18 protein-coding genes are annotated in these 20,429 nt (G+C 67.3%); 9 read left to right on the top strand and 9 right to left on the bottom strand.

The annotated features are described in order from the left end of the window. Nucleotides 1–96 precede the first annotated feature (96 nt). The 3 genes from ACVWZ8_RS18310 to ACVWZ8_RS18300 are packed head-to-tail and all read left to right on the top strand — an operon-like array spanning nt 97 to nt 2,832. Nucleotides 97–1,065, top strand: a complete 969-nt coding sequence (locus tag ACVWZ8_RS18310) for an ABC transporter ATP-binding protein (RefSeq protein WP_426977945.1) — start codon at nt 97–99, stop codon at nt 1,063–1,065. After that, nucleotides 1,062–1,880 (top strand): ABC transporter permease, encoded by an 819-nt coding sequence (locus ACVWZ8_RS18305; protein ID WP_456505418.1) that lies wholly within the window; start codon nt 1,062–1,064, stop codon nt 1,878–1,880. The genes ACVWZ8_RS18310 and ACVWZ8_RS18305 overlap by 4 nt, the downstream gene beginning before the upstream one ends. Nucleotides 1,881–1,887: 7 nt before the next feature. After that, nucleotides 1,888–2,832, top strand: coding sequence for a COX15/CtaA family protein (locus ACVWZ8_RS18300; protein ID WP_456505417.1), 945 nt, complete (start codon nt 1,888–1,890; stop codon nt 2,830–2,832). A 217-nt stretch (nt 2,833–3,049) separates the two neighbouring features. Here ACVWZ8_RS18300 and ACVWZ8_RS18295 read toward each other — a convergent pair whose 3' ends face one another. Together ACVWZ8_RS18295 and ACVWZ8_RS18290 are read right to left on the bottom strand one after the other, a co-directional pair. Next, nucleotides 3,050–4,171: an EAL domain-containing protein gene (locus ACVWZ8_RS18295; RefSeq protein ID WP_456505416.1), complete on the bottom strand. Its 1,122-nt coding sequence runs from the start codon at nt 4,169–4,171 to the stop codon at nt 3,050–3,052. 478 nt (nt 4,172–4,649) lie between these two features. Then, complete coding sequence (locus ACVWZ8_RS18290) at nt 4,650–5,612, bottom strand: heme o synthase (RefSeq protein WP_456505415.1); 963 nt, start codon at nt 5,610–5,612, stop codon at nt 4,650–4,652. Between the two features lie 531 nt (nt 5,613–6,143). Between ACVWZ8_RS18290 and tkt the strand changes: the two genes are divergently transcribed. The 6 genes from tkt to pgl are packed head-to-tail and all read left to right on the top strand — an operon-like array spanning nt 6,144 to nt 14,415. Further along, nucleotides 6,144–8,261, top strand: coding sequence for a transketolase (tkt, locus tag ACVWZ8_RS18285; RefSeq protein ID WP_456505978.1), 2,118 nt, complete (start codon nt 6,144–6,146; stop codon nt 8,259–8,261). 58 nt (nt 8,262–8,319) lie between these two features. Continuing rightward, on the top strand, nt 8,320–9,450 hold the full coding sequence (gene tal / locus ACVWZ8_RS18280) for a transaldolase (RefSeq protein ID WP_456505414.1): 1,131 nt from the start codon (nt 8,320–8,322) through the stop codon (nt 9,448–9,450). Nucleotides 9,451–9,456: 6 nt separating this feature from the next. After that, on the top strand, nt 9,457–11,091 hold the full coding sequence (locus ACVWZ8_RS18275) for a glucose-6-phosphate isomerase (protein ID WP_456505413.1): 1,635 nt from the start codon (nt 9,457–9,459) through the stop codon (nt 11,089–11,091). A gap of 15 nt (nt 11,092–11,106) precedes the next feature. Next, a complete protein-coding gene (zwf, locus tag ACVWZ8_RS18270; protein ID WP_426977956.1) occupies nt 11,107–12,669 on the top strand; it encodes a glucose-6-phosphate dehydrogenase in 1,563 nt (520 codons plus the stop codon). Then, entirely contained in the window at nt 12,666–13,607 is a 942-nt protein-coding gene (locus tag ACVWZ8_RS18265) for a glucose-6-phosphate dehydrogenase assembly protein OpcA (RefSeq protein ID WP_426977958.1), read from the top strand. The genes zwf and ACVWZ8_RS18265 overlap by 4 nt, the downstream gene beginning before the upstream one ends. Then, nucleotides 13,597–14,415, top strand: a complete 819-nt coding sequence (pgl, locus tag ACVWZ8_RS18260) for a 6-phosphogluconolactonase (RefSeq protein WP_456505412.1) — start codon at nt 13,597–13,599, stop codon at nt 14,413–14,415. The genes ACVWZ8_RS18265 and pgl overlap by 11 nt, the downstream gene beginning before the upstream one ends. Here pgl and ACVWZ8_RS18255 read toward each other — a convergent pair. The 7 genes from ACVWZ8_RS18255 to whiA form a co-directional block, all read right to left on the bottom strand. Next, on the bottom strand, nt 14,386–14,763 hold the full coding sequence (locus ACVWZ8_RS18255; protein ID WP_426977960.1) for an RNA polymerase-binding protein RbpA: 378 nt from the start codon (nt 14,761–14,763) through the stop codon (nt 14,386–14,388). The two genes, pgl and ACVWZ8_RS18255, sit on opposite strands and share 30 nt — an antisense overlap. A 117-nt stretch (nt 14,764–14,880) precedes the next feature. Next, on the bottom strand, nt 14,881–15,138 hold the full coding sequence (gene secG, locus ACVWZ8_RS18250) for a preprotein translocase subunit SecG (RefSeq protein ID WP_120950437.1): 258 nt from the start codon (nt 15,136–15,138) through the stop codon (nt 14,881–14,883). Nucleotides 15,139–15,187: 49 nt separating this feature from the next. Further along, nucleotides 15,188–16,003, bottom strand: coding sequence for a triose-phosphate isomerase (gene tpiA / locus ACVWZ8_RS18245; RefSeq protein ID WP_456505411.1), 816 nt, complete (start codon nt 16,001–16,003; stop codon nt 15,188–15,190). Nucleotides 16,004–16,131: 128 nt separating this feature from the next. After that, complete coding sequence (locus tag ACVWZ8_RS18240; protein ID WP_426977964.1) at nt 16,132–17,358, bottom strand: phosphoglycerate kinase; 1,227 nt, start codon at nt 17,356–17,358, stop codon at nt 16,132–16,134. A gap of 10 nt (nt 17,359–17,368) precedes the next feature. Then, nucleotides 17,369–18,379, bottom strand: coding sequence for a type I glyceraldehyde-3-phosphate dehydrogenase (gap, locus tag ACVWZ8_RS18235; RefSeq protein WP_426977966.1), 1,011 nt, complete (start codon nt 18,377–18,379; stop codon nt 17,369–17,371). 266 nt (nt 18,380–18,645) lie between these two features. Further along, nucleotides 18,646–19,269: a superoxide dismutase gene (locus ACVWZ8_RS18230; RefSeq protein WP_426977968.1), complete on the bottom strand. Its 624-nt coding sequence runs from the start codon at nt 19,267–19,269 to the stop codon at nt 18,646–18,648. A gap of 178 nt (nt 19,270–19,447) precedes the next feature. Next, nucleotides 19,448–20,428 (bottom strand): DNA-binding protein WhiA, encoded by a 981-nt coding sequence (gene whiA / locus ACVWZ8_RS18225; protein ID WP_426977970.1) that lies wholly within the window; start codon nt 20,426–20,428, stop codon nt 19,448–19,450. Nucleotide 20,429: the final 1 nt, after the last annotated feature.

The following is a 20,429-nucleotide window of genomic DNA, read 5'->3' as shown; positions in this document are numbered from 1 at the left end:
GCTTCCCTCCGGTCCGCGTCCGTGCCGTCGGCTTCCGTGCTGTCGGGATCCGGCACCGCACCCGGCCGCGCGTACTACATCGCGTAGAATGCTCTGGTGCGATCTCCCGAATCCCCCGTCCTGTCCATCAGCGGGCTAGTCAAGGATGTTGGTCCGCTGCCCACCCTTGACGGCAAGATGCTGCGGGTGGTCAGCGGCCTCTCCCTTGTCGCCGAACGAGGACAGGTCACGGCACTGCTGGGCGCCAACGGTGCCGGCAAGACCACCACCATCGAATGCGCCCAGGGACTCCAGAAGCGTACCGCGGGAAGCATCAGTCTGCTAGGCCAGGACCCGGACACGGCCGGGGCCGGACTGCGCGCGCGCGTCGGCGTGATGCTCCAGGACGGTGGGCTGCCGCCGTCGGCCCGGCCCATTCCGCTGCTCAAGCACATCGCAGGCATGTACCAGGAACCGTGGCCCGTCGAGGAGCTCATTGCACGCCTTGGCATCGACGGCTTCAGCCGGACTTCGGTGCGGCGGCTCTCCGGCGGACAGAAGCAACGCCTCGCCCTCGCCGCAGCCCTCGTCGGGAATCCCGAGGTGCTCTTCCTGGATGAGCCGAGCGCCGGCCTGGACCCGCAGTCCCGCCAGCTGGTCTTTGAGCTCATCTCCGAACTCCGCAACCGCGGGATGGGGATCATCCTGACCACGCACCTCATGGACGATGCCCAGCGCCTCGCCGACTATGTCTACATCATCGATGGAGGCCGCAACGTCGCCGAGGGAACCGTCGCCCAGCTCCTGCAGCACAAGCTTCCGGCCGGCGCCGGGGAGCAGCACATCCGCACCCTGCTGTTCGAGACAGAACCCGGGCTGGATTTCACCGGGGTGCTGCCCGACGCCGTCGACGTCACCGAAGCGCGGGCCGGCAGCTACGCCGCCACCGGCGCCCTCACCCCCGCCGATCTGGCCGCGATCACCGCGTGGTGGTCCGCGCGCGGGATCATGCCCAGCTCCCTCAGCCTTGAAGCACGCAGCCTCGAGGATGTCTTCCTGGACATCTCCGGAAGGGAGATCCGATGACCCGCGTTTCCGGCAGTTCACCTCGCGGCAGTGCGCCGCTCGGCAGTTCGGCTCGCGGCGGCGCGGCGCCTGGCCGTGCGCCCGCTCCGTTGTTGCGGCGGATCGCGCTGCAGGGCAGGTACGAAACGATCACCATGCTCCGGAACGGCGAGCAGCTGATCCTCGCGATTGTGCTGCCGCTGCTGGCGATGGTGGGCCTGACCGTCACGCCGCTGCTTGACGGGCTCGGTTCGAGCCGGATCAATATCGCCGTCCCGGGCATCCTGGCGCTGTGCGCCATGTCCACCGCCTTCACCGGCCAGGGCATCTCCACCGGTTTCGACCGCCGCTACGGAGTCCTGCGCTTTCTCTCCACGACCCCTCTGGGCCGCACCGGGCTGATTGCCGGCAAGGGCCTGGCCGTCCTGGCTGTGCTGCTGCTGCAAGTGCTCGTCGTAACGGCCGTGGCCTTGATACTGGGCTGGCAGCCCGAGCCGGCGGGCTGGCTGCCCGGCCTGGCCCTGCTGGTCCTCGGGGCCGCGTCCTTCACGGCACTGGGCCTGCTCGTCGCCGGAACGGTCCGGCCGGAGGCGACCCTTGCCATCACCAACCTGCTGTGGATCCTGCTCGGGGCGCTGGGCGGGATTGTTATCCCGGCCGAACGGCTCCCTGCGCTGGCGCAGGCCGTGGTGCATGTCCTTCCCTCGGGTGCGCTGGGCCAGGCGCTGAGGGACGCTTTCCTGCACGGCAGCATCAATGCTGGTGCCGTGCTTGTCCTGCTGCTCTGGACGGCACTTGCCGGCGGCGCAGCCACCCGTTGGTTCAAGTGGAATTGAGAAAACTGTGAGTACGGCGTCACGCCCACCCCGGATCATCTCCGGGATCACCTCCCGGCTGCCCGTCACCGTTGACAAGACGGTCAAGCGGCTGGCCGTTTTGTCCCTGATAGGCCAGACAGTGCTGGTGGTGACCGGCGGCGCTGTCCGGCTCACCGCCTCGGGACTTGGCTGCCCCACCTGGCCGCGCTGCACGGACGCCTCGCTCGTGAACACCCCGGAAATGGGGATCCACGGCATCATCGAGTTCGGCAACCGGCTCCTGACCTTCGCGCTGGCCGCCGTCGCCGTGATGATGCTCGTGTACCTGTGGAACCTGCGCAAGGAACGCCGCGACCTCTTCCTGCCGGCCCTCGGCCTGCTCGCCAGCATCCCGGCGCAGGCCGTGATCGGCGGCATCACGGTACTGACCCGGCTGAACCCCTGGGTGGTGGGCCTGCACTTCCTCGTCTCCATGGGCCTCGTGGTCCTCGCGACCCTGCTGGTGAACCGCGCCTACGGCCGCACGGGCAAGGCCCGGGTTGCCGGGCTCGCCGCGCTCCCGGGCGCCGCACGCCCGGTGATGACCGCCGTCGCGCTCATCTCCGCCGTGGCGGTCTGCCTGGGCGTGGTGGTGACCGGAGCGGGCCCGCATGCGGGCGACGCCGATGCCCCGCGGAATGAACTCGACTGGGACCTGTTCTCGCACATCCACGCCGTGCCCGCCTACCTGGTGACCGCCGGCGCACTCTTCGGGCTGGTCCTGGTGCTCCGCGGCCGGATCTCCGGGCCGTTCCGCACCGCCGTGCTCCTGCTCCTGGGCGTCACCGTGCTGCAGGCCATCATCGGCTTCACCCAGTACTACAACGGCATCCCGGCGCTGCTTGTCGGTACGCACATGCTGGGGGCCGCCCTGCTGATGAGCGCCGCCACGAACGCCGCCGACCTCGCCCGCGACAGCCCGGTCAAGTAGGCATCCGAGGTAGGCGCGCAGCGGCCTGCCTCGTCGCTGAGAAGCACCCCTTTCCGTCCGAGGCTGGCACGCAGCCAGACTGGCACATCAGCGCCCGACAGTGCAGCCGCCAGGGATGTGGCCTCAACGATTCTCGCAGCTGGTAGGGATCACCGGTTCCGCCGTCGAAACAGTGCCGTGGGCTTTGTCCTGCCCGGCGGCAGACCGTCGTTCGTCTTCATGACCGCGCGGACGCGTCAGGATCCGTCAACGACTCGAAGGCGTGCGCGGGGATGCTCCAGCTGTCCCAGTCCTGAGGCCGGGTGGATGGCCGGCCCAGGAAGTAACCCTGCCCGGCTGTTAATCCGAGCCCGGTGACGGCTGCGAATTCAGCACTGGTTTCGATTCCTTCCGCGGTAACCGACGCACCGATCTGACCGGCGATGCCGGTCATGGCCTCGCTGAAGGCGTGGCGCAGCGGGTCGGTGTCGATTCCCTCGATGAGGTTCCGGTCAAGCTTGATGATGTCTGGTTCGAGCTGCCTGACGTGGCGGATCGAGGCAAAGTACGAGCCCACATGGTCAATCGCCAGGCGGACTCCGCGCCGTCGCAGGGGTGCCAGCGCTGCAGCAAGGGCGGCGGGCTCCTCGTCGGTCAGCGCCTCGGTGAGCTGAAGTACCGTCCGCCCGGGGGACAGCCCCGATTCCTGAAGAAATTCCGGCAGGAGCGGGTCCAGGCAAATGGCCGGGGAGAGTTTCAACGCCACGTACAGGTGGGCAGGCAGGTGCTGCGCGGCAGTAAGGGCGGACTCCAGCGCCGCGAATTCAAGTTCGCTACCGAGCTGTGCGTTGGCGGCCTCGGTAAACCAGTAGTCGGCGCTGTCGCTCCCGTCGCTGACGAACCGTGTGAACGCTTCGACACCGACGACTGCGGCAGTGGAGAGATCGAATATCGGCTGGAAAGCCGTCAACAGCGTCCGGTGTGCCAGGACCGCCTGAATGCGCGAAGCACTCTCGGTTGTCGCCGTGGCCGTCGTTTCGACGGCGTCTTTCCCCTCTGACGGGACGTGCGGGCGCTGCACTTGATGCACGCCACCCGTGTAATCGGCCAGGGAACCGAGGGAGACCAGATGCTCCGCGAGTGCTATTTCCGGGCGTCCTGGGTTGGAGGCAAGGTGTTTGCGAAGTTGATCCCGCGTGGGGGCGTTCTCTGGTGAAGTCTGCGACAGCACCGCCTCGACGATCTCCGCGGCCTGTCGGCGTATCCCCGAAGCCTCATCCTCAGGCTTCCCGTTTACAGCGGGTGCCTCCGGGTGTTGGCTGTCGCTGCTGGATGGAAAGGACGACGGCTCCGGCGACATTGGCTATTCCTTTGTTCCGTGTCCCGGGTGAGTCCGGAACCGGCCTGCACACGTCCGGCGTCTCCAGCGCTGGAACGAGGAAGTCCGTGACAGGACTGTACAACGGGATCAACCGGTCTGTCACGCTGCTGGTTCAGCCCGGCAATGTTCCTTACATGCAGAAAACGGACTTGACAATTAGGTGCTCACTTGATTCCAGTTCTTGTTACATGGGTCGTTGCCAGCCAGCCCTCCGGCGTTTACCCTGTGGTTGGGACGTGGTCCGGCAAGTAGTTTTTGGGGGCAGGCTGCGCGGCATTCTCTCCGGATGCCGATTCCCGCAAAGGCTGGCTCCATGGTCTCAGAGCGATGGAGCCAGCTTGCGGGGCGATAGCGCACCGGCGCCTTGTGCCTCCGCAGTTCGGTGCTGCCTGTGTCGGTCGCCCGCAGATGAACCTCCATCCAGGAGCAGCCTGCGATGGTGGCCAGGGGAAAAGTGCTAGCCGCCGACGATGGCGGAACCGACGAACGGGTCTACGGCCAGGGCGATGAAGAGCAGGGTCAGGTAGCTGATCGAGCCGTGGAAGACCTTCATGGCGCCCTTGTTGGAAACGTCCCCGCCCTGCGCCCGCTTGTACAGCGCGTGCGATTCGTACAGGAACCAGGCACCCGCGACGACGGCGGTGACGGTGTAGACCCAGCCTGCGCCACCGGCCGGAACCATCAGCAGCGAACAGACGACCATGGCCCACGCGTACAGTACAACCTGCACCGAGACCACCTTGGCGCCGGCGATGGCACCGAGCATCGGCACGTTGGCGTTACGGTAGTCCTCGCCGTAGCGCATGGACAGCGGCCAGTAGTGCGGCGGGGTCCAGAGGAAGATCACCATGAAGAGGACGACGGCGGGCCACTCCACCGTGTTGGTCACGGCGGCCCAGGCAATCAGCACCGGGAAACAGCCCGCAGCCCCGCCCCAGACGATGTTCTGCGCGGTGCGGCGCTTGAGGATCATCGTGTAGATGACCACATAGAAGACGATGGCGCCAAGGCCGAGCCACGCAGCGAGGGGGTTGGCTCCGAACCAGAGAATGGCAATCGCCGCCGCGCCCAGGAGCCAGGAGAAGACGAGTGCCTCGCGCGGCGTCACTTCGCCCGTGACCAGCGGCCGTTTCTCCGTGCGGTGCATGAGCTTGTCAATGTCGCGGTCGATGTAACAGTTGAAGGCACCGGCACTGCCTGCCGCGAAGGCGCCGCCCACGAGCGTTGCCAGGATCAGACCGATTGACGGGAACCCGCGTTGGGCGTAGATCATGGTCGGCAGCGTGCTCACGAGCAGAAGCTCGATGACGCGGGGCTTCGTGAGCGCCAAGTATGCCTTGGCTTTGCGGGAGAAGCCGATCTTTCCGGGGATCGTGGAGGCGTTCAGCGGCGTATCGATTGTGCTCACGGTGGCAGTCACTCTGTTCTGTCTGGCTGTTCAGTCGGGCTGGTTTTCGCAGTGCGCCTTGAATCCGGCGCGTTGCTGGAGGGGGTCCGCGCACCGCGTACGGGCGTGTCCTCGCCCCCCGTTGGTAGCCACGCACCATCATACCGTGACCCGCCGACGTCGGGGTCCCGGGTTGCCGTCATGAAGTTGCCGTGATGAAGCCGCCGGAACACCGCCGTGATTCGAACAGGTTAACGCGGGCTCACCGCCGCGGCGCCGGGCGGTGATTCATATAAGCGACAAATCCGGTCCAATTGGTGAGATATACGCCACCCGACAGGTGGAATAGGGCTAAGCTATCTGCAGATCAGCGCGCACGGGCGATAGCCGCCAGAGACGTAACTGTGTCCGGACACGTGCAGTTGCCGGCGCGACTGAAGATAGATCAACGTTTCGATGGTGAACGGCTGGGACGTACCGCAGCGGGCACCGAACTGTGCCCGGACGGGACTGACCATTCCACCCGCCGTCAGCACAGAGAGGGGCCCGGTTTTCGTGCCACATTTGGAAGAGCAAGAACTGTCATGGACCAGCTTGGACCAGCGTGCGGTGGACACTGTCCGCGTTCTCGCTGCGGACGCCGTGGAGAAGGTCGGTAACGGCCACCCGGGGACCGCGATGAGTCTGGCTCCGGCCGCGTACCTGCTGTTCCAGAAGCTGATGCGGCACGACCCGAAGAACCCGGACTGGCTGGGACGGGACCGTTTCGTCCTCTCCCCCGGCCACACCTCCCTGACCCTGTACATCCAGCTGTTCCTCTCCGGCTACGGCCTGGAGCTGAAGGACCTGCAGGCGCTGCGGACCTGGGGCTCGCTGACCCCGGGCCACCCGGAATACAAGCACACCGCCGGCGTCGAGATCACCACCGGCCCGCTGGGCCAGGGCCTCGCGTCCGCGGTCGGTTTCGCGTACTCCCAGCGCCGGATGCGCGGCCTCTTCGACGCCGACGCCGCCGAGGGCGCCAGCCCGTTCGACCACACGATCTGGGTGATCGCGTCCGACGGCGACCTGCAGGAAGGTGTCACCTCCGAGGCGTCCTCGCTGGCCGGGCACCAGGAACTCGGCAACCTCGTGGTGATCTACGACGAGAACCACATCTCCATTGAGGACGACACCGATGTGGCGTTCACCGAGGACGTCCTGAAGCGTTACGAGGCCTACGGCTGGCACGTCCAGCGCGTCGACTGGACCCGGACCGGCGAATACGTCGAGGACGTGCAGGAACTCCACGCCGCGCTGCTCGCCGCGAAGTCCGAGACCTCCAAGCCGTCCATCATCTCGCTGCGCACCATCATCGGCTACCCGGCCCCCAAGAAGCAGAACACCGGCAAGATCCACGGCTCCGCCCTGGGCGCCGAGGAAGTCGCAGGCCTGAAAAAGGTCCTCGGCTTCGATCCGGAGCGTTCCTTCCAGGTCGACGACGACGTCCTCGCCCACACCCGGAAAGCTGCCGACCGCGGCGCCGCGGCCCGCAACGCATGGCAGGACGCGTTCGAGGCCTGGCAGGCCGGCAACCCCGAGGGCGCCGCGCTCCTGGAGCGCATCGAGGCCCGCAAGCTTCCGGCCGAACTCGACGCGGCCCTCCCGGTCTTCGAAGCAGGCAAGGACGTCTCCACCCGCGCCGCGTCCGGCAAGGTCCTGAACGCGATCGGCCCGGTCATGCCGGAACTGTGGGGCGGCTCCGCGGACCTCGCGGAGTCGAACAACACCACAATCGAAGGCTCGCCCTCGTTCATCCCCTCCTCCCGGCAGACCGAGGCGTGGAAGGGCAACCCCTACGGCCGGGTCCTGCACTTCGGCATCCGCGAGCACGCCGCCGCGTCGATCGTGAACGGCATTTCCCTGCACGGGCGCACCCGGGCGTTCTCGGGCACCTTCCTGATCTTCAGCGACTACCAGCGCCCGGCCATCCGGCTCGGTGCCCTGATGGGCGTCCCGTCGCTGTACGTCTGGACCCACGACTCGATCGGCCTGGGCGAAGACGGACCCACCCACCAGCCGGTGGAGCAGCTCGCCTCGCTCCGGGCCATCCCGGGCCTGGACGTCGTCCGCCCGGGAGACGCGAACGAGGTCGCAGCGGCCTGGAAGATCATGCTGGAAAACCACGGGAACCCCGCCGGGATCGTGCTGACCCGGCAGAACATCCCGACCTACGCCCGCGGCACCGGCGAAGCGGAGGGCGACACCTTCGGCTCCACCGCCGGCGTCGCCAAGGGCGGCTACGTGCTGGCCGAAGCTTCCGCCAACGGCGCCACCGCGGCGCCGAAGGTCATCCTGATCGGCACCGGCTCCGAGGTCCAGCTCGCTGTCAATGCCCGCGAAGCCCTCCAGGCCGAAGGCATCCCCACCCGCGTCGTCTCCATGCCCTGCGTGGAATGGTTCAACCAGCAGGACGCCGCGTACCGTGAAGCGGTCCTGCCCGCTGCAGTCAAGGCACGCGTCTCGGTCGAAGCCGGACTCGCGCTGGGCTGGAAGGAATTCGTCGGCGACGCCGGCCGTTCCATCTCCCTCGAGCACTTCGGCGCCTCCGCCGACTACAAGCGCCTCTTCCAGGAATTCGGCATCACTGCCGAAGCCGTCACCGCGGCCGCCAGGGATTCCCTGGCCGGCCTCACCGCCTGATTCAAAACCACGCTTTCCGGGCCGCAGCAATCCGGCCCCAGACTTTCAGGAGTTAAACATGACTACCAGCCCCAGCTCCACCCCCACCCAGCAGCTCTCCGACGCCGGCGTCTCCATCTGGCTCGACGACCTCTCCCGCAGTCGCCTCACCACCGGCAGCCTGCGCCAGCTCATCGAAGAGAAGAACGTTGTCGGCGTCACCACGAACCCGAGCATCTTCCACGCCGCCATCAGCACCGGCCACGACTACGACGCCGTCATCGCCGCCCAGGCGGCAGCCGGCGCCAGCGTCGAGGAGACCGTCTTCGCGATCACCACGACCGACGTCGCCGACGCCTGTGACCTCTTCGCACCGGTGGCCGCCGCCACCAAGGGCGTCGACGGCCGCGTCTCCATCGAGGTGGACCCCCGCCTGGCCTGGGACACCGCCGGCACCATCGTTGAGGCCAAGGAGCTCTACGGCCAGGTCAACAAGGAAAACGTCTTCATCAAGATCCCCGCCACGCTCGAAGGCCTGGAGGCCATCACGGCAACCCTCGCGGCCGGCATCAGCGTGAACGTGACCCTGATCTTCTCCCTCGAGCGCTACCGCGCCGTCATCAACGCCTTCCAGAACGGCCTCGAGCAGGCCAAGGAGAACGGCCACGACCTCTCCAAGATCCACTCCGTGGCATCCTTCTTCGTCTCCCGAGTGGACACCGAAATCGACAAGCGCCTCGACGCGATCGGCACCGACGAAGCCCGCGCCCTGAAGGGCAAGGCCGGCGTGGCCAACGCCCGCCTGGCCTACCAGGTCTACGAGGAACTCTTCTCCACCGAACGCTGGGCGCTCCTGGCCGACGCCGGCGCCCTCCCCCAGCGCCCGCTGTGGGCCTCCACCGGCGTGAAGGACCCGGCCTACCCGGACACCCTCTACGTCACGGAGCTCGTCGCTCCCGGCGTCGTGAACACCATGCCGGAGAAGACGCTCAACGCCACCTTCGACCACGGCGTCATCACCGGCGACACCGTCACCGGCACCTACCAGGAAGCGAACGCGACACTCGACGCCCTGGAAGCGCTCGGCATCTCCTACAACGAGGTTGTCGCGGTGCTCGAGTCCGAAGGCCTCGACAAGTTCGTGGCCAGCTGGAAGGAACTGCTCGGCGACGTCGAGGCAGCCCTCGCCGCTGCACGGAAGGACGCATAGTCCTCCATGACGACTCTCAGCTACGACGCCACGGGCGCTGCCCGTCAGGCCCACGAACAGCACTTCCCGGCCCTGCTGGAAGACAAGATCGCCACCCGGATCTTCGCCAAGGACGCCACCCTGTGGGGTCCCGACGCCGAGGCCGAGGCTTCCGTCCGGCTCGGCTGGGTTGAGGCGGCCACCGTCTCGCAACCGCTCGTCGCGGACATCCTTGCGCTCCGCGATGCGCTCCGCGACGAGGGCGTCAGCCGGATCGTGCTGTGCGGCATGGGCGGTTCCTCGCTGGCCCCGGAGGTCATCGCGGGGACCGCCGGCGTCGAGCTGACCGTGCTGGACAGCACCGATCCCGAACAGGTTTCGGCCGCCCTGGCGGACCGTTTGGGCGAAACCGCGATCGTGGTGTCCTCGAAGTCCGGCTCCACCCTGGAAACAGACTCGCAGCGCCGGATTTTCGAACACGCCTTCACCGAGGCCGGCGTCGACGCCAAGAGCCGGATCATCATCGTCACCGATCCGGGCTCGCCGCTGGACAAATCCGCCCGTGAGGCCGGCTACCGCGCCGTCTTCAATGCGGATCCGAACGTCGGCGGACGCTACTCGGCCCTCACCGCGTTCGGACTGGTGCCCTGCGGCCTGGCCGGCGTGGACATCCAGGCATTCCTGGACGAGGCCGAGGAAGCCGCGGAAGTCCTGAACGATGACTCGGAGGAAAACATCGGCCTCGCCCTCGCCGCGGCGCTGGGCGGCACCAACCCGCTGCGCAACAAGATCGTGATCGCCGAGGACGGCTCCGGGATCGCTGGTTTCGCCGACTGGGCCGAACAGCTCATCGCCGAATCCACCGGCAAGCTCGGCACCGGCGTGCTGCCGGTCGTGGCAGGACCGAAGTCGCCCGAGGCCACCCTCGGTGCCCCGGATGTCCTGGTGATCCGCCTTGTTGCGGTGGATGCCGACGTCGAACTCGGCGAAAATGAAGTGGCCATCGCGGGCGGGCTCCCGACCCAGATGATGGCCTGGGAATTCGCCACCGCCGTGGCAGGCCGCCTGCTCGGCATCAACCCCTTTGACCAGCCCGACGTCGAGGCCGCGAAAGTGGCTGCCCGCGGCCTCCTGGATGCCCAGCCGGAACCGACCCCGGCCGACTTCACCGACGGTGCCATCGAGGTCCGCGGCGGGGAATGGCTTGGCGGTGCCGGCACGGCAGCCGACGCGGTCAGCGCGCTGCTCGGCGAGCTAGGCCCGGACGGCTACCTGAGCGTCCAGGCCTACTTCGACCGGCTCGCCTACGCGCCCCTCGAGGGTGTCCGGGACCAGCTGGCGGCGCTCAGCGGCCGTCCCGTCACTTTCGGCTGGGGCCCGCGGTTCCTGCACTCCACCGGCCAGTTCCACAAGGGCGGACCCGCCATCGGTGTGTTCCTCCAGGTGACGGCGGCGTCCGCCACCGACCTCGCCATCCCGGACCGTCCCTTCACCTTCGGTGAGCTGATCTCCGCGCAGGCCGCCGGGGACGCCCAGGTCCTGTCCGGACACGGCCGCCCGGTCCTGCGCCTCCACCTCACGGACCGCGCCGCGGGCGTCCGGCAGCTGCAGGACCTGGTCTCGGCCCTGGCCGGCCAGGCAGCCCCCTCCACCAAAAGCTAAGGCACCCACACAACCATGCCAGAAACAATGACCGACGGCCGGAGGTCCACGGGCCGGGGGCGCAACCCGCTCCGGGACCCGCGGGACCGCCGGCTGAACCGTATTGCCGGACCGTCGTCGCTGGTCCTTTTCGGTGTCACGGGGGACCTCGCCCGCAAGAAGCTCATGCCAGCCGTGTACGACCTCGCCAACCGCGGGCTGCTGCCGCCGAGCTTCGCCCTCGTCGGCTTCGCCCGGCGCCAGTGGGACAACGAGGACTTCGCTGCGGAGGTCAAGGCCGCGGTCAAGGCCTACGCCCGGACGCCGTTCGATGAGATCGTGTGGAAGCAGCTCTCCGAGGGGATCCGCTTCGTGCAGGGCGAGTTCGACGACGACGAGGCGTTCGAGCGGCTCAGCGCCACGATCGATGAGCTGGATGAGCAGCGCGGCACGCGGGGAAACCATGCGTTCTACCTGTCGATTCCGCCCAAGGCTTTCGAACTGGTCTGCCGGCAGCTGTCCAAGCACGGCCTGGCCGAGGCCGAGGGCGACAACTGGCGCCGCGTCGTGATCGAGAAGCCGTTCGGGCATGACCTCGAATCGGCCCGGCAGCTGAACGACATCGTCGAGTCGGTCTTTCCGCCGGACGCGGTCTTCCGGATCGACCATTACCTGGGCAAGGAGACGGTGCAGAACATCCTGGCGCTGCGCTTCGCCAACCAGCTGTTCGAGCCGCTGTGGAACGCCAACTACGTGGACCACGTCCAGATCACCATGGCCGAGGACATCGGCACCGGCGGCCGGGCAGGCTACTACGACGGCGTCGGCGCGGCCCGCGACGTCATCCAGAACCACCTGCTGCAGCTGCTGGCCCTGACCGCGATGGAGGAGCCGATCTCCTTCAACGCCGACGACCTCCGCGCCGAGAAGGAAAAGGTCCTCGCCGCCGTCCGGCTGCCGGAGGACCTCTCCACGCACTCGGCCCGCGGGCAGTTCACCGGCGGCTGGCAGGGCGGCGAGAAGGTCGTCGGCTACCTGGCGGAGGACGGGATCCCGGAAGACTCCAAGACGGAGACCTTCGCCGCGATCCGGGTGGACATCAACACCCGCCGCTGGTCCGGCGTGCCGTTCTACCTGCGGGCCGGCAAGCGGCTGGGGCGCCGGGTGACCGAGATCGCCGTCGTGCTCAAGCGGGCCCCGAACCTGCTGTTCACCGACCACGGCGAGGACGACTTCGGCCAGAACGCCGTCGTGATCCGGGTCCAGCCCGACGAGGGCGCCACCATCCGCTTCGGTTCCAAGGTCCCCGGCACCCAGATGGAAGTCCGCGACGTCACGATGGACTTCGGCTACGGCCACTCCTTCACGGAATCCAGCCCGGAGGCCTACGAGCGGCTCATCCTCGATGTGCTGCTCGGTGAACCGCCGCTGTTCCCCCGGCACCAGGAAGTCGAGCTGTCCTGGAAGATCCTGGACCCGTTCGAGGACTACTGGGCCAGCCTCGATGAACAGCCCGAGCCCTACGCGCCCGGAAGCTGGGGCCCCGCCTCGGCCGATGAGCTGCTTGCCCGCGACGGACGAACCTGGAGAAGGCCATGATCGTAGATCTTCCCGATACAACAACGTCCAAAATCTCCAAGAAGATCATGGCTTTGCGCGAGCAGGGCGGCGTGATTGCCCTGGGCCGCGTGCTCACCCTCGTGGTCGTCACCAAGTCCGGGCTGGAGGAGGAGGCGATCGAGGCCGCCAACGAGGCCAGCCGGGAGCACCCCTGCCGGATCATCGTGCTGGCGGACGCCGGGGCCTCCGCCCCGACGAGGCTTGATGCGCAGATCCGGGTCGGCGGCGACGCGGGCGCCTCCGAGGTGATCCTGCTCCGCGGCTACGGCGAACTCGCCGAGGAAAGCGAGTCGCTCGTGGCGGCCCTGCTGCTGCCGGATGCGCCGATTGTGGCCTGGTGGCCGCACGGTGCCCCGAAGAACGCCTGCGAGACGTCCATCGGGCGGATCGCGCACCGCCGGATCACGGACTCGGCCAACGAGGCCGATCCGCAGCGTGCCCTGGACAACATCCGCCGGACCTACAAGGCCGGCGACACGGACCTTGCCTGGACCCGCCTCACCAACTGGCGGATCCAGCTGGCCGCGGTGCTGGACCAGGTCGACGATTCCCCCGTGACGGCTGTCGCCGTCGAAGGTGCCTCGGACTCCCCCAGCACCATCCTGCTCGCCGCGTGGCTTACCCTCGCGCTGGACGCACCGGTCACGATCGTGGCGGATCCTGCAGGCACCGGCATCCGGCGGGTCCGGCTGACCCGGACCGGCGGCGATGTCCAGTTGTTCCGGCCCGGCCTCACCATCGCCGAACTGACCCAGCCCGGCCAGCCCGCGCAGCGCATCTCGCTGCCGCGCCGGAACCTCAAGGACTGCCTGGCCGAAGAGCTCCGCCGCCTCGATCCGGACGAAGTCTTCGGCGAAGTGATTACTATTGGACTGCCACGTACCAATCTAAGGAGTGTCCGTCCCAGTGAGCGCTGACCCCAGAGTAAGCATCCATCCCGACTCGACCGTCCTGATGGCTGCGATCGCGGCCCGCCTGATCACCAAGCTTGTGGATATCCAAGACAAACACGGCGAGGCGACGGTGGTGCTTACCGGGGGCTCGATGGGGATCGGTTCGCTCAAGGCTGTCGCGGAGTCGCCCGCGGCCCCGGCCGTCGACTGGTCCAAGGTCAATTTCTGGTGGGGTGACGAACGCTTCGTCGCCGCCGACGACGCCGAGCGCAACGCGCGCCAGGCGCATGAGGCGCTGCTCTCGCACATTCCGGTGGACCCGGCCCGGGTGCACGTTCCGGGAGCGGCCGGGGACTTCGGCACCCCGGAGGAGGCCGCTGAAGACTACGCCCGGCGGCTGGCCGAGGCGGCGGCGGCGGAACATGCCGCCGACATGTCGGATGAGCGCCCGGACGACCCCCGCATGCTCCCCCGCTTCGACGTCGTCCTGCTCGGTGTGGGGCCTGATGCCCATGTGGCGTCGCTGTTCCCGGAGCAGGCAGGCATCCGTGAGAAAGAGCTCTCGGTGGTGGGGGTGCGCAATTCGCCCAAGCCGCCGCCGGCCAGGGTTTCCCTCACTTTGCCTGCGATCAATACGGCCTCGGAGGTGTGGATGGTGGTGGCGGGCGAGGACAAGGCCGGAGCCGTGGGACTGGCACTCGCCGGCGCCAACCCGGTCCAGGTTCCGGCGGCCGGCCCCCGGGGACGCGAGAAGACTCTGTGGCTGATCGACGAAAACGCGGCGGCCCGGGTCCCGGAGCAGCTAATCCGGAAGGGCCTGTCCGGCTCGTAGCCTCTCGAGCGCTCCGGCCAGCACGTCTTCGGCGTCCTGGCTGGAGCGCCGTTCCTTAACGTATTCCAAGTGGCTTTTGAAGCCTTCGACTGGGGTGTCCTCGAGCGCGAACTGCGCCTCGTCCCGGGTCGACGTGCCGCCGCAGCGGCGGCAGTCCCAGACCCCGGGGATCTGGTCTTCGGGAAGCTGGGCGAACACCAAGGCGGTCTCGTGTCCCTTGGCGCACACATAGGAGACGCGGATACGGGGCTGGCGTACGCCAGCCCCGTCCAGTGGCTCGTGGCGGGGTGTGGCCCCTTCGGTGGCTCCTACACGGATGCCCTTGAATCCGGAAGCGGAATGCAGCATCGGGAACTCCTGGCTACTGGACTGTTGGAACGTGCGTACAACCAGCGACAGTGTAGTTCGGAGTTCCCGATGCCGGGAGGGCCATAAGGGCCCCATATGAAGATTTTCCGCGGAGTCCTAGGAGTCGGCTCCGGTGCTGAACCGCATCAACAGCCCGAGGGCGATGATCACGACGCCCCAGGTGACACCCAGGATGATCGTGAAGCGGTTGAGGTTCCGCTCGGCAACGCCGGAGGAGCTGAGTCCCGAGCTCATGCCGCCACCGAACATGTCGGACAGACCGCCTCCACGTCCCTTATGGAGCAGGATGAGCAAGGTCAGCAGGAGGCTGGTGATGCCCAGAAGCACCTGCAGAATGACATGAAGAACGTCCACGACGGCCTTTCAGAAGAATTGGATTGCGGGGGCCAAACCTGTGTCCGGACTAATCCGTCAGCAGGTGACTCTCGAACCTCACAATATTAGCAAACTCGGCAGCATCCAGGCTGGCACCGCCGACAAGCAATCCGTCCACGTCGCGTTCCTTGAGGATGGACGCCGCGTTGTTGGCCTTGACCGAGCCGCCGTAGAGCAGCCGGGCCTTGGCGGCGACGTCCGCACCGAAGAGGGTGGACAGCTCGGCCCGGATGGCGGCGCACAATTCCTGGGCATCCCCGGGTCCGGCGACCTCGCCGGTTCCGATGGCCCAGACCGGCTCATAGGCGACCACGAGCTCGGTGGCCTGCTCCGGCGTGAGGCCTTCGACGCCGGCGCGGAGCTGGGTGAGGCTGTGCTCGACGTGGGTGCCCGCCTGCCGGACTTCGAGGCCTTCGCCGACGCAGAGCACGGGCGTGAGGCCGTGGCGGAAGGCGGCCTTGGTCTTGGCGTTGAGCAGCTCATCGGACTCGTGGTGGTGGGTGCGGCGTTCGCTGTGGCCGACGAGGACGTACTGGCAGCCGAGCTTGGCGAGGAACTGCCCGGAGATGTCTCCGGTGTACGCGCCGGAGTCGGACGGGGAGAGATCCTGGCCGCCGTAGACAAGCTCCAGCTCATCGCCCTGGACGAGGGTCTGGACGCCGCGGAGGTCCGTGAACGGCGGGAAGACGGCAACCTCCACCCGGCTGTAGTCGTGCTTGGCGTCGGACAGGGTCCATGCCAGCTTCTGCAGGAGGGTGATGCCCTGGACATGGTCCATGTTCATCTTCCAGTTGCCTGCGATGAGGGGCGTGCGGTCAAACGTGCCGTTGGTTGACGTTGTCACATTGTCTCCAAAGAGGTGCGGATCGAAAGAGGCGGATCGAAAGAATCAGTCAGGGAAGCAGCCGGCAGCGCGCCCGAATAGTTGCGGACCCGCGTTGTGCGGGACGGGCGCGCCGCCGGCTGGATTGCTTAGCGGTCCAGGACGGTCAGTCCGGGGAGTTCCTTGCCTTCAAGGTATTCCAGGCTGGCGCCGCCACCGGTGGAAATGTGGCCGAACTGGTCATCGGCGAAGCCGAGGGTCCGGACTGCCGCGGCGGAGTCGCCGCCGCCGACGACCGTGAACGCCTCCGTCTCCGTCAGCGACCGGGCAATCGCCCGGGTGCCGGCCGCGAACGCCGGGAACTCGAAGACGCCCATCGGACCGTTCCAGAACACCGTCCTGGCGCCCTTGATCCGTTCCGCGAAGGCGGCTGCCGACTCGGGTCCGATGTCCAGGCCGATGCCCTGGGCGCCGAAGCTGCTGTCCTCGATCGCCTCCGCGCGGACCGTCTCGTGCTCGGCGTCGGCGGCGAACTTGCTGGCCACCACAACGTCGGTGGGGACCACGAAATCGGTTCCGGCGTCCGCGGCGCGCTTGAGGTAGTCCTGGACGACCGGGATCTGGTCCTCTTCCAGCAGGCTGCCGGCCACCTTGTGGCCCGCCGCGGCGAGGAAGGTGAACAGCATGCCGCCGCCGACCAGGATGGTGTCCGCCTTGCCGATCAGGTTGTCGATCACGGCGAGCTTGTCCGAGACCTTGGAACCGCCGAGCACCACCACGTAGGGGCGCTGGGTGTCGGTGGTGAGCTTGCGAAGCACCTCGACCTCCGTGCGGACCAGGTCGCCCTGATAGGACGGCAGCCGGGCCGCGACGTCGTACACGCTGGCATGCTTGCGGTGCACGGCGCCGAAGGCATCGTCCACGAAGGCGCCGCTGGCTCCGGTGAGGGCCACCAGCTCGTCCGCGAAGGCGCCGCGCCCGGCGTCGTCCTTGGACGTTTCGCGGGCGTCGAAGCGCACGTTCTCCAGCACGAGGGCTTCGCCGTCCTGCAGCGCCGCGGCGAGTTCCTTCGCCGAGCCGCCGACCGTGTCTTGCGCGAGGGAGACCTTGAACGAGGCAAGCTCGGCCAGGCGCGACACGGCGGGCTTCAGCGAGTACTTCTCTTCCGGGGCGCCCTTGGGGCGGCCGAGGTGTGCCGTGACCAGCACGCGGGCACCGGCGTCCGTGAGCTTCTCCAGCACTGGCAGGGAGGCCTTGATGCGGCCGTCGTCAGTCACTGTAGAGCCGTCGAGCGGCACGTTCAGGTCACTTCTGACCAGAACGTACCGCCCGCGGACACCATCAGCGATCAGTTCGTTGAGGGTGTGGAATGTCATGTGTCTTACCCTAGCCCAGCTTGGCTGCGACAAGCTCCGTGAGGTCCACGAGGCGGTTCGAGTAGCCCCATTCGTTGTCATACCAGGCAACAACCTTGACCTGGTTGCCGATCACCTTGGTCAGGCCGGAGTCGAAGATCGACGACGCCGGGTCGCCGACGATGTCCGAGGAGACGATCGGCTCGTCGGTGTAGGTCAGCAGGCCCTGGAGCGCCTCGGATTCGGAAGCGGCCTTGAGGGCGGCGTTGACTTCCGCCACCGTGGTTTCGCGGGACACGGTGACTGTCAGGTCCGTGGCCGAACCGGTCGGGACCGGGACTCGGATGGCGTAGCCGTCGAGTTTGCCCTTGAGCTCCGGCAGGACCAGGCCGATTGCCTTGGCCGCACCCGTCGAGGTGGGGACCATGTTGATGGCGGCGGCGCGGGCGCGGCGGAGGTCCTTGTGCGGGCCGTCCTGCAGGTTCTGGTCGGCGGTGTAGGCGTGGATGGTGGTCATCAGGCCGCGTTCGATGCCGAACGAGTCGTTGATGACCTTGGCCAGCGGGCCGAGGCAGTTGGTGGTGCAGGACGCGTTGGAGATGATGTGGTGCGCTGCCGGGTCGTAGAGCTCGTGGTTGACGCCCATCACGATCGTGATGTCCTCATCCGAGGCGGGAGCGGAGATCAGGACCTTCCTGGCGCCGGCGTCGATGTGCTTCTGCGCGTCCGAGGCCTTGGTGAAGAAGCCGGTGGACTCGATGACGATGTCGACGCCCAGCTCGCCCCAGGGCAGCTTCGCCGGATCGCGCTCGGCGAGGACCTTGATGATGTTGCCGTCGACGACGATGTTGCCGTCCTTGACCTCGATGGTCTCCTGCAGGCGCCCGCCGACGGAGTCGTACTTGAGCAGGTGGGCGAGGGCTTCCGGGCTGGTGAGGTCGTTGACGGCAACGATCTCCAGGTCTGCCCCCTGGGCCAGGGCGGCGCGGAAGTAGTTGCGGCCGATGCGGCCGAAGCCGTTGATACCAATACGGGTGGTCACGTTTTCAGTCTCCTTGGTGCTTTTGCAAGCACGACTAGTTGAGTCGGGCGTTCAAGCCAACTAACAGATCCCGCACGCCATTGGGCAGAGATGATTACCAGATCGGAGGGCGACCAGCCACATTGCTGAAGGCTAACCGCCTTCCGTGACCTATCTTACGTTTAACTAAGCCTGCCCCCGCAAGTGCGGGGGCAGGCCGTCCACGATTCGGCCCCAACGGCGCGAAATGTGAGCTTTGTTACAAACGGATGTGCACTACAACACCCTTAGAGGGTAATGAGCCCGGTGGCGTTCCTGCGGGCCGCATCGAAGCGCTTGGCGACGTCGGCCCAGTTGACGATGTTCCAGAAGGCCTTGACATAGTCGGCCTTGACGTTGACGTAGTCCAGGTAGAAGGCGTGCTCCCACATGTCCAGCATCAGCAGCGGGGTGGTGCCCAACGCGACGTTGCCCTGCTGGTCGTAGAGCTGCTCGATCACGAGGTTGCCGCCGATCGGCTCGTAGGCGAGGAAACCCCAGCCGGAGCCCTGCAGGCCAAGGGCCGCCGCGCTGAACTGGGCGCGGAAGGCGTCAAAGGAGCCGAACGCGTCGTCGATGGCGGCCGCGAGCTCGCCCTCGGGCTTGTCGCCGCCGTCGGGTGAGAGGTTGTTCCAGAACACGGAGTGGTTGATGTGGCCGCCGGTGTGGAAGGCGAGGTCCTTGGACAGCCGGTTGATGTTGGCGAAGTCGCCCTTCTCGCGCGCTTCGGCGAGCTGGGCCAGGGCGTTGTTGGCGCCCGTCACGTAGGCGGCATGGTGCTTGCTGTGGTGCAGCTCCATGATCCTCGCGGAAATGTGGGGCTCCAGCGCTGCATAGTCATAGCTGAGTTCGGGCAGTACGTACTCGGTCACAAAAATCCTCCAATGTCGTGGACGGGTTGTCCGGTTCGGTAACTCTCGGATGGTGCACCCGGATGGTATGGCACCCGGACGGTTGTGGTGAATCCGGAATCCGGTGCGCATAACCTCCGGCGTCGCTGAGGTATTTCCACCGTCTGGATCTGATTCGGCAATTGTTTCTGGGGAGAGGCTACTCGTCCAGCATGTCCGGAGTCACATTGGCCTCCGTACCGGGGATGCCAAGGTCCTGGGCCCGTTTGTCCGCCATGGCCAGGAGCCGCCGGATCCGGCCGGCCATGGCGTCCTTCGTCATCACGGGATCGGCAATCCTGCCGAGCTCGTCCAGGCTGGCCTGTTTGTGCGCCACGCGCAGTTCGCCCGCGTACTTGAGATGCTCCGGGACGTCGTCGCCAAGGATCTCCAGGGCACGGTCCACGCGGGCTCCCGCGGCCACGGCGGCCTGCGCCGAGCGGCGCAGGTTGGCGTCGTCGAAGTTGGCCAGCCTGTTGGCGGTGGCCCGGACTTCCTTGCGCATCCGGCGTTCCTCCCAGACCATCAGGGCGTCGTGCGCGCCCATCCGGGTCAGCAGCGCGGCGATGGTGTCGCCGTCGCGGATCACGACGCGGTCCACTCCCCTGACCTCGCGGGCCTTGGCCTGGATGCCGAGGCGGCGCGCCGCGCCGACGAGGGCCAGTGCCGATTCCGGTCCGGGGCAGGTGACCTCCATGGCGGAGGAGCGTCCGGGTTCGGTGAGGGAACCATGGACGAGGAACGCCCCGCGCCACACTGCCTCGGCGTCGGAGGCGGAACCGTTCACCACCACCGAGGGGAGGCCGCGGACCGGGCGTCCGCGGGCGTCAAGGAGGCCGGTCTGGCGGGCCAGGGCCTCGCCGTCGCGCACCACCCGGACCACGTAGCGGCTGCCGCGGCGCAGTCCCCCGCCGGAGACGACGATGATTTCACTCTGATGCCCGTAGACCTCGGCGATGGCCGCGCGCAGCCGCCGGGCGGTTGAGGCGAGGTCGACTTCAGCCTCGATCACGATCCGGCCGGAGATGATGTGCAGTCCGCCGGCGAAGCGGAGCATAGCCGACACTTCAGCCTTACGGACCGAGGACTTCTTGATGTCCAGCCGGGAAAGTTCTTCCTTGACTGATGCTGTCAGTGCCATG

The organism is Arthrobacter sp. UYCu723 (assembly GCF_054059215.1).
Note: the sequence above shows the minus strand (reverse complement) of the source record. Positions and strands in the feature narration are given on the sequence as shown.

Bases quoted from the DNA above. Each gene is read 5' to 3' on its own strand.
- ACVWZ8_RS18305 (WP_456505418.1), top strand. From the start codon at position 1,062: ATGACCCGCGTTTCCGGCAGTTCACCTCGCGGCAGTGCGCCGCTCGGC.
- tal (WP_456505414.1), top strand. From the start codon at position 8,320: ATGACTACCAGCCCCAGCTCCACCCCCACCCAGCAGCTCTCCGACGCC.
- ACVWZ8_RS18240 (WP_426977964.1), bottom strand. From the start codon at position 17,358: ATGACATTCCACACCCTCAACGAACTGATCGCTGATGGTGTCCGCGGG.
- ACVWZ8_RS18295 (WP_456505416.1), bottom strand. From the start codon at position 4,171: ATGTCGCCGGAGCCGTCGTCCTTTCCATCCAGCAGCGACAGCCAACAC.
- whiA (WP_426977970.1), bottom strand. From the start codon at position 20,428: ATGGCACTGACAGCATCAGTCAAGGAAGAACTTTCCCGGCTGGACATC.
- ACVWZ8_RS18275 (WP_456505413.1), top strand. From the start codon at position 9,457: ATGACGACTCTCAGCTACGACGCCACGGGCGCTGCCCGTCAGGCCCAC.
- zwf (WP_426977956.1), top strand. From the start codon at position 11,107: ATGCCAGAAACAATGACCGACGGCCGGAGGTCCACGGGCCGGGGGCGC.
- ACVWZ8_RS18265 (WP_426977958.1), top strand. From the start codon at position 12,666: ATGATCGTAGATCTTCCCGATACAACAACGTCCAAAATCTCCAAGAAG.
- ACVWZ8_RS18255 (WP_426977960.1), bottom strand. From the start codon at position 14,763: ATGCTGCATTCCGCTTCCGGATTCAAGGGCATCCGTGTAGGAGCCACC.